We start from the raw sequence: 7111 nt of genomic DNA, 5'->3' as shown, positions 1-7111 counted from the left end.
TTATAAAACGATTAATGTGACCTGCAGTTGTGGCCACAGCTTTGAAACAGGTTCAACCTTGGGTCGCGATCTGACTATCGAGGTTTGCGCACAATGTCATCCATTTTATACTGGAAAGCAAAAATTGGTTGATACTGGTGGTCGTGTGCAGAAATTCCGCGATCGTTATCAGAAAAGAAAAGCGCGTAACCGTTATTGTAGTGTTGAAAAATTTTCAGGCGCAATGAAATTGCGCCTTTTTTTCAAAATGACTATTCATCCCTAGCGTTTTTCTATATGATTTTTCGCCGGGCTGGTTGAAATAGAGGTAAGTACTTTGGATAAAAAAGATGTATTGAAGCAGCGTGCTCTGCACTATCATGAATTTCCCACCCCAGGAAAGTTAGGTGTATATGTGACCAAACCGACCAATTCACAAGATGATTTGTCGCTTGCCTATACACCTGGTGTAGCCGAGCCAGTGCTTGCCATCGCTGAAAATCCAGAAGATGCTTATCGCTATACTGCTAAGGGCAACTTGGTTGCTGTAATGACTAACGGTACAGCTGTACTTGGTTTAGGTGATGTTGGTCCTTTAGCCAGTAAGCCAGTGATGGAAGGGAAGGCGGTTTTATTTAAGCGTTTTGCAGATATTGATGTTTTTGATATCGAAGTGGCTGCAGAAAATCCTCAAGCTTTTATTGCTACTGCAAAGCGCATTGCACCAACTTTTGGTGGTATTAATCTTGAAGATATCAAAGCGCCTGAGTGTTTTGAAATTGAACAAGCATTGATAGAACAATTGGATATTCCTGTCTTTCATGATGATCAGCATGGTACAGCGATTGTTGTTGCGGCTGGTTTGTTGAATGCTTTGGATTTGCAAGGGAAGAAGCTTTCTGAGGTGAATATTGTTTGCATCGGGGCGGGTGCTGCCGGTTTAGCTTCTATGCGTTTACTCGTTGCCCTGGGCGCTGACAAAGAGAAAATGTTGCTTTTAGATACGAAAGGCGTAATACATACAGGGCGAGAAGACTTAAACCCTTATAAGTTTGCTTTTGCGCGTACGACGCCGCGACGTACACTGGCTGATGCTTTGGTTGATGCAGATGTATTTATAGGTGTGGCAAAGCCTGATTTATTAAATGCAGAGCTTCTACAATTGATGGCACCTAAACCAGTTATTTTTGCGTTGTCCAATCCAGATCCAGAAATTAGACCAGAAATCGCTCATCAGGTTCGCGATGATTTAATTATTGCAACTGGGCGAAGTGATTTTCCTAACCAGGTTAATAATGTTCTTTGTTTTCCGTACATTTTCCGTGGTGCTCTAGACGTTCGTGCGACCTGCATTAATCAATCAATGCAGATTGCTGCTGTTGAAGCGATTCGCTATTTGGCACAGGAGCCTGTTCCCCAAGCTGTTAAAGACAATTACCCCGGCGTAGTAAATTGGGATTTTGGCCCACATTATATTATCCCAAAACCCATTGATCCCCGTCTGAAAGAGCGAGTTGCGTTTGCTGTGGCAAAGGCCGCTATAGCGAGCGGTGTCAGTCAGGCGGATCTTGCTGAAAAGTATTAATTTGCTACAGCGTCATGCATAACCAATTAATGAAGGAGCCCATTTCCGTATGAAGAATGATAAAAAATATTTGTTGATTGCCTGGTTAATTTGTGGTCTTGGTGCCGTCTATTACAGTTATGAATACTTTTTGCGAATTTCTCCTAGTGTTATGGAGCCAGCCTTACGTGAGCATTTTAATCTATCTGCTACCGGTTTTGGTTTCTTTCGGCATTTTATTATTATGCCTATGTTCCTTTGCAGATACCGGTTGGTGTGCTCTTGGATCGCTATGGCCCTAGACTTTTAATAACCCTGGCATGCCTTGTTTGTGTTGTAGGAACGTTTATCTTTGCAAGTACCACCGTGTTTTGGATAGCGGCTACTGGACGTTTTCTGGTGGGCTTTGGCTCGGCTTTCGCTTTCGTTGGCGTATTAAAACTTGCCACAATTTGGTTACCTGAAAACAAGCTGGCAATGGTTTCTGGTTTGGCTGCTGCTTTGGGTACTATCGGTGCGATGATCGGTGATAATTTGTTAGGTCATCTGGTAGTGAATGTAGGTTGGCGTGAGACAGTCAATTTAACTGCTTATTTTGGTATTGGTTTGGCGATTATTCTATGGTTTGGTATTCGAGATAAGAAAAGTCATCAACGACGCAGCGGTACAGTCGACAATTTTAGAAAGAGCATGATCGATCTAGGTCTCATTGCTAAAAATGGTCAAATATGGATTAACGGTATGTTCGGCTGTTTAGTGTATTTGCCAACAACGGTTTTTGCCGAGTTGTGGGGCATTCCTTATTTGAAACATGCGCATGGTTTGTCACAAGCAGGTGCGGACTTTGCCAATTCACTGTTGTTTTTAGGATTTACGATCGGTGCGCCGTTGATGGGATATCTATCTGATAAATTAAAACGTCGTAAAGCACCTATGCTATTTGGTGCGGCGGGCGCAGGGATTGTAATGATGATAATCCTGTATATGCCAGGCCTGAAAGAATCGCATATTGGTGCTTTAATGTTTCTTCTCGGCTTGTTGTATAGTGCGCAGTGTATCGTTTTTGCCGTGGGCCGTGAATTAAGCCCTAATGAGGCAGCCGGGACAGCGATGGCCATGACTAATATGATTGTGATGTTGGGGGCAATGTTTTTGCAACCGTTAGTCGGGCGCTTACTGGATTTCAGTTTATCTACTCACATGACCAGCGTGCCTTTACAAGATATGCCGGTAGATAGATTACAACAATTGTATACGGCAGATGATTATCAATTTGCTTTATCAATTATTCCAATCGGCATAATTATCGCTGCCATCTTAACCTTCTTTTTGAAGGAAACTTATGCTAATGCAGATAACTAAACCTATAACTCGACATCAAGCCCTGTTTGGCAGTTTAATCTGTGCTGTAGGGGCTTTTTTCTATTGTTATGAATTCGTCTTGCGAATCATACCGGGGGCCTTACAAAGCGAGCTAAGCGCTGCTTTTGGCCACATTTCCGCAACCACATTCGGGCAATTGTCAGCATTTTATTATTTTGCCTATTCACCGATGCAATTGCCGGTAGGAATGCTAATGGATCGCTTTGGTCCGCGACGGTTGTTAACTTTTGCCTGTCTCTGTTGTGCGTTTGGCTCATGGATGTTTACAGATACGTCGTCAATGCTTATTGCAGGGAGTGGTCGGTTTTTTAGTGGGCTTTGGCTCTTCCTTTGCTTTTGTCGGTGTTTTATCGCTTGCAATGCACTGGTTGCCACGTCGCTACTTTTCTTTGGTCGCTGGGTTAATCACTACCTTAGGTATGATGGGTTTAGTCTATGGCGAAATGAAAATTACTGATATTGCTTTGGCGATGGGGTGGTATCATGTCTTATCGCTTATGGTCACTATTGGTGCTGTACTCACTGTCATCATCTTCTTTGTTGTGCGTGACGGCCCCGAAGGACATACCACCCATCGCTATGCATGGCCAGAGTTTTTTGGAAATGTGTGGCATGTCTTATCCTCGCCGCAGGTGTGGTTGATTGGGTTCGTTGGTGCTTGTCTTTATACCTCTTTATCCGTATTCGGCGAATTATGGGGAAAAACTTATTTGGAGCAGGCACATCATTTGACTAAAATTGAGGCTGCAAAAACGATTTCTGCAATGTTTCTTGGTTGGGCAGTGGGGGCTCCGTTAGCGGGTTATCTATCTGACAGAAGTGGTCGACGAGTCTTGCCTTTGGTCATTGGTGCAATAATGGCGCTGATTTGTATTAGCCTCGTGCTCTATTATCCCGGTTTATCCTATACCTGGTTAAATATTTTGTTATTCTTATATGGGGTATTCAGCGCGACTGAAATTATTGTTTTTATCATGGGAAAAGAGAATAGTGGTGCTAAGTTATCAGGTACAGTCTTTGCTGCAGTTAACATGATTGTTACTCTGGGTGGCGTGGTATTTCAGCCCTTGGTTGGTAAATTGCTTGATACATTTGGTGATAGTCGTATTGTAAATGGGGAACATATATATACCGTTTTGGATTACCAACTTGCCCTATCAATTTTACCGATTTCTCTTCTTCTGGTGACTATCCTTGCCTTCTTTATGAAAGATTTGCGTTCTACTGCTCAATAAATTAGCAAGTCCTTATGCAAGGACTTGCTATGCTTTTTTATTTCTAACTAAATACAGCTACAAGTTCCTGGGCAGCATGACGTTTATTACCGTGGCAACTGATAAAGCGATTGACAGGAAAGGATATCATTTGGCTATGACGATAATGATGACGGGTAAAAGGGGTATCGTGATTGGAAATGACGACGGTGATGCCCTGAGTAGCGCTTTCCATAGCAAGCTGAGCCAAATCGATTTGATCCGCTTCATTAAATTTTTTATTCGTATAAGAAGCGAAATTGGCACTTGCTGAAAGAGGTACATAGGGTGGATCACAGTAAATCAGGTCGCCCGTACGCGCTTGGGCAAAGGTTTGACGAAAATCACCTTGAATAAATTGGGCAGAATGACTTTTTTGCTGAAAATGAATCATTTCCAAACGTGGAAAATAAGGTTTGATATAGCGACCAAAGGGAACGTTATATAAGCCTTTACGATTATAACGGCATAAGCCGTTGTAACCATGACGGTTTAAATAAAGAAATAAAGCGGCTCTTAATCGTGTATCAGTACTTTGATTAAATTCTTCGCGTAGTTGATAGTATTTAGAGGCACAGTTATTTTCACTCACAAAAAAACGAGCACAATAATCAATAAATACGTCGCCCTCCTGTTGCAAGTGGGTAAATAAAGCAATTAAATCACTATTCTCTTCTGCTAAAAGATAGTTTTTGTAATTGGAGTTAACAAAAATAGCTCCGGAGCCAGTAAAAGGTTCGATGAGGCGCTCCGCGGCAGGTAAGGAATTTAGAATGGTTTCAATACAGCGAAATTTGCTGCCGGCCCATTTTAGGAAAGGTTTGGTTTTAATCATAGAAAGAGTACTGATTTATTACTGGCGAAGTATTACTTAATATCGCATAAATAACCAGAGCCTGTCGCGTCAATTTTATGATAATTGCGTCATTGTAAGTTCATTAGCAAGGAGAGCGATGGTTGACGCTGTCTGCTTGCTGTGGGTATGATTCAGGCACTGCGATTTAGATGCTGGATGGATACGTGAACGAACTTAGCGAATTATTGAGACCCTCTTGGGGTTCTGAACAATGGATTTTGGAAGGTTGGAATCGTATTTCCAGCGAAGAAAAAGAATTGATTAAAAATCGCATGGATGAATTATTTAAAGATGGCCTTCCTTTCGAGTTAAAGCACGATAAATTATTTTATATCTATACTTTTCTTTATTGGCTCAATTAGAGGTTTTGGCAATTCAAGTTCCATTGAAATTTGAATCCAGGATGTCCTCTCCCGCCGATCAAAAACGCATGCGAGTACAATTATTGGATGAAATTTTCCATGGCATGGTATTTACCAAAATTGTTTATCTATTATGTGCACCACAAGCTTTACCGCCTGCCTACAATGAAAATATTGAACTCTTATGTAATTTTATTCGTAATGAAGATTGCCCAAAGGTCGCGGTAGTTTTATTAAATTTAATCGGTGAAGGGTGGATTGAAGAAATTTTCAAGAGCCTGGAGCGTCAGGGGATTGCTCAAAAAGGTATTCGCAACTATCATCGATGATGAACATCGACATGTCTGCGAGGCTGATTTGTATCGTGATATTGGGCTCCCTGAGCATGATCTCATGCGCAGTAAACTTGAGTATCTGGAAAATCAATTACTGAGCAATATCTTTTTACAATATAAATATGTGTCTTCCGTCGTCGCATTGCAGGGCGTTGATGGTGCAATTGAGTTTATACAAGAGCTGGATAGGAAGCATACTGAACAGATAAAGAAAATAGGGCTTGAGCCAAGTGAAAATTGGTATTTCTTTATGAAAATTGCCCATGAGCTTTTCCCACGCATTCAGCGGTATGCTGCGCTTAATCATGAAATTGAAATGACGCCTATCCGCAAAGTATTTATGACTCAGTGGGATAATCCCAGTGATCCGACTATGGTCGGTGAATTCAATCTTAATGTTAGTCGCATTGATTTTTTTAATAAGAAATTCCCCTCTGAAACGATCACTACTCTAATGATGCATGCTATAAGCATGGGGATAAGTGAGAATGATTCTTTCCGCAATTTTCTAAGCCATCAGAAAATGTATCAGAGTAAAGAAGCTTATGTTGGTTTAATTGTTAAATTACCAGAGTGTGGTGATCATATTGGGACTATTGTTTTTGAGAATTGCCATCAAACTACAGTGCAAGAGTTAGCGGTTAGGGTCAGAAATATTGTCAGGGTAATGGTTTATTGTTACAAGAGACGGGAGCAGCTTGAGCAAGACCATCCACATCTGAAAGCTATCGTTGAGAAGGGCTTATATGAGTTTGCTAATGATTTTTATGCTTATCCCATGCCTGGAAATTCTGTAGTTTCTTTAAGTAATATTGGTTTTTGTGGTTATTCACGGACAAAATCACCTTTACGCTCTTCCGAAGCTATGAAATTTACTCTACTCGAAGTGGAACGTAAGCCTGTATGGAATAAAGCGACTCAATCATTTGAACCACAAGATATTCTTCCAGTATCTATCAGCGCTGATCATCGTATTTTTGATGGCAATTTGCCAGTGCCTAAGTTAGTTGATCATTATTTTAATAAAGCTTTTGAGATGATGTTGGCTAACTTGTCAATACCTATAAAACCAATTGTACAACATTATGATCATCAATTTGTACAAGTGGCCGAGCGGTTATTAGAAAACAATTTAGAGATGGGGTACAAGGGGTTGTTGGTATTACAGACCTATTGGCTTGATTTCCTTGCTCTTGAGGAATTGTTTAATCATGAATTGGCAAACGAAATGGTCGAGCGCTTTCAAGCACATTATCCAGACATGGTATGATGCTAATTTGTCGGGCAGGTGCCCGGCAAATTAAATTGCTATAGTGAGTAAAAAGACTGCTATTAAAGTAACTAACCCTAAGCTTAAATTACCACCAGGAACGAGCTGA

At 41.1% G+C, this 7111-nt stretch carries 6 protein-coding genes and 2 pseudogenes; 7 read left to right on the top strand and 1 reads right to left on the bottom strand.

Annotated elements, in window-relative coordinates; all coding sequences use genetic code 11:
• The 4 genes and pseudogenes from rpmE to BN58_RS20620 all read left to right on the top strand — a co-directional run.
• On the top strand, nt 1-265 hold a 265-nt coding region (rpmE, locus tag BN58_RS29395; RefSeq protein WP_019215088.1), incomplete at its 5' end, for a 50S ribosomal protein L31.
• Between the two features lie 51 nt (nt 266-316).
• Nucleotides 317-1564, top strand: a complete 1248-nt coding sequence (locus BN58_RS00085; RefSeq protein ID WP_019215087.1) for a malic enzyme-like NAD(P)-binding protein — start codon at nt 317-319, stop codon at nt 1562-1564.
• 49 nt (nt 1565-1613) lie between these two features.
• Nucleotides 1614-2905: pseudogene (locus BN58_RS00075) on the top strand (MFS transporter).
• A pseudogene (locus tag BN58_RS20620) lies at nt 2886-4161 on the top strand (MFS transporter). Before BN58_RS00075 ends, BN58_RS20620 begins: the two co-directional pseudogenes overlap by 20 nt.
• A 43-nt stretch (nt 4162-4204) precedes the next feature.
• On the opposite strand, the gene BN58_RS00065 reads toward BN58_RS20620, so the two are convergent.
• Entirely contained in the window at nt 4205-5014 is an 810-nt protein-coding gene (locus BN58_RS00065) for a Dam family site-specific DNA-(adenine-N6)-methyltransferase (RefSeq protein WP_019215086.1), read from the bottom strand.
• A gap of 185 nt (nt 5015-5199) precedes the next feature.
• Here BN58_RS00065 and BN58_RS32175 point away from each other — a divergent pair, with 185 nt between their 5' ends.
• The 3 genes from BN58_RS32175 to BN58_RS20615 are packed head-to-tail and all read left to right on the top strand — an operon-like array spanning nt 5200 to nt 7002.
• Nucleotides 5200-5397 carry a hypothetical protein gene (locus BN58_RS32175; RefSeq protein ID WP_232220206.1) on the top strand — a complete coding sequence of 66 codons (198 nt, stop codon included), beginning with the start codon at nt 5200-5202 and terminating at the stop codon, nt 5395-5397.
• A 5-nt stretch (nt 5398-5402) separates the two neighbouring features.
• A complete protein-coding gene (locus tag BN58_RS32170; RefSeq protein ID WP_232220205.1) occupies nt 5403-5726 on the top strand; it encodes a hypothetical protein in 324 nt (107 codons plus the stop codon).
• A complete protein-coding gene (locus BN58_RS20615; RefSeq protein WP_019215083.1) occupies nt 5692-7002 on the top strand; it encodes a 2-oxo acid dehydrogenase subunit E2 in 1311 nt (436 codons plus the stop codon). Before BN58_RS32170 ends, BN58_RS20615 begins: the two co-directional genes overlap by 35 nt.
• Nucleotides 7003-7111: the final 109 nt, after the last annotated feature.

This window comes from Legionella tunisiensis, from assembly GCF_000308315.1.
Taxonomy (GTDB): domain Bacteria; phylum Pseudomonadota; class Gammaproteobacteria; order Legionellales; family Legionellaceae; genus Tatlockia; species Tatlockia tunisiensis.
Note: the sequence above shows the minus strand (reverse complement) of the source record. Positions and strands in the feature narration are given on the sequence as shown.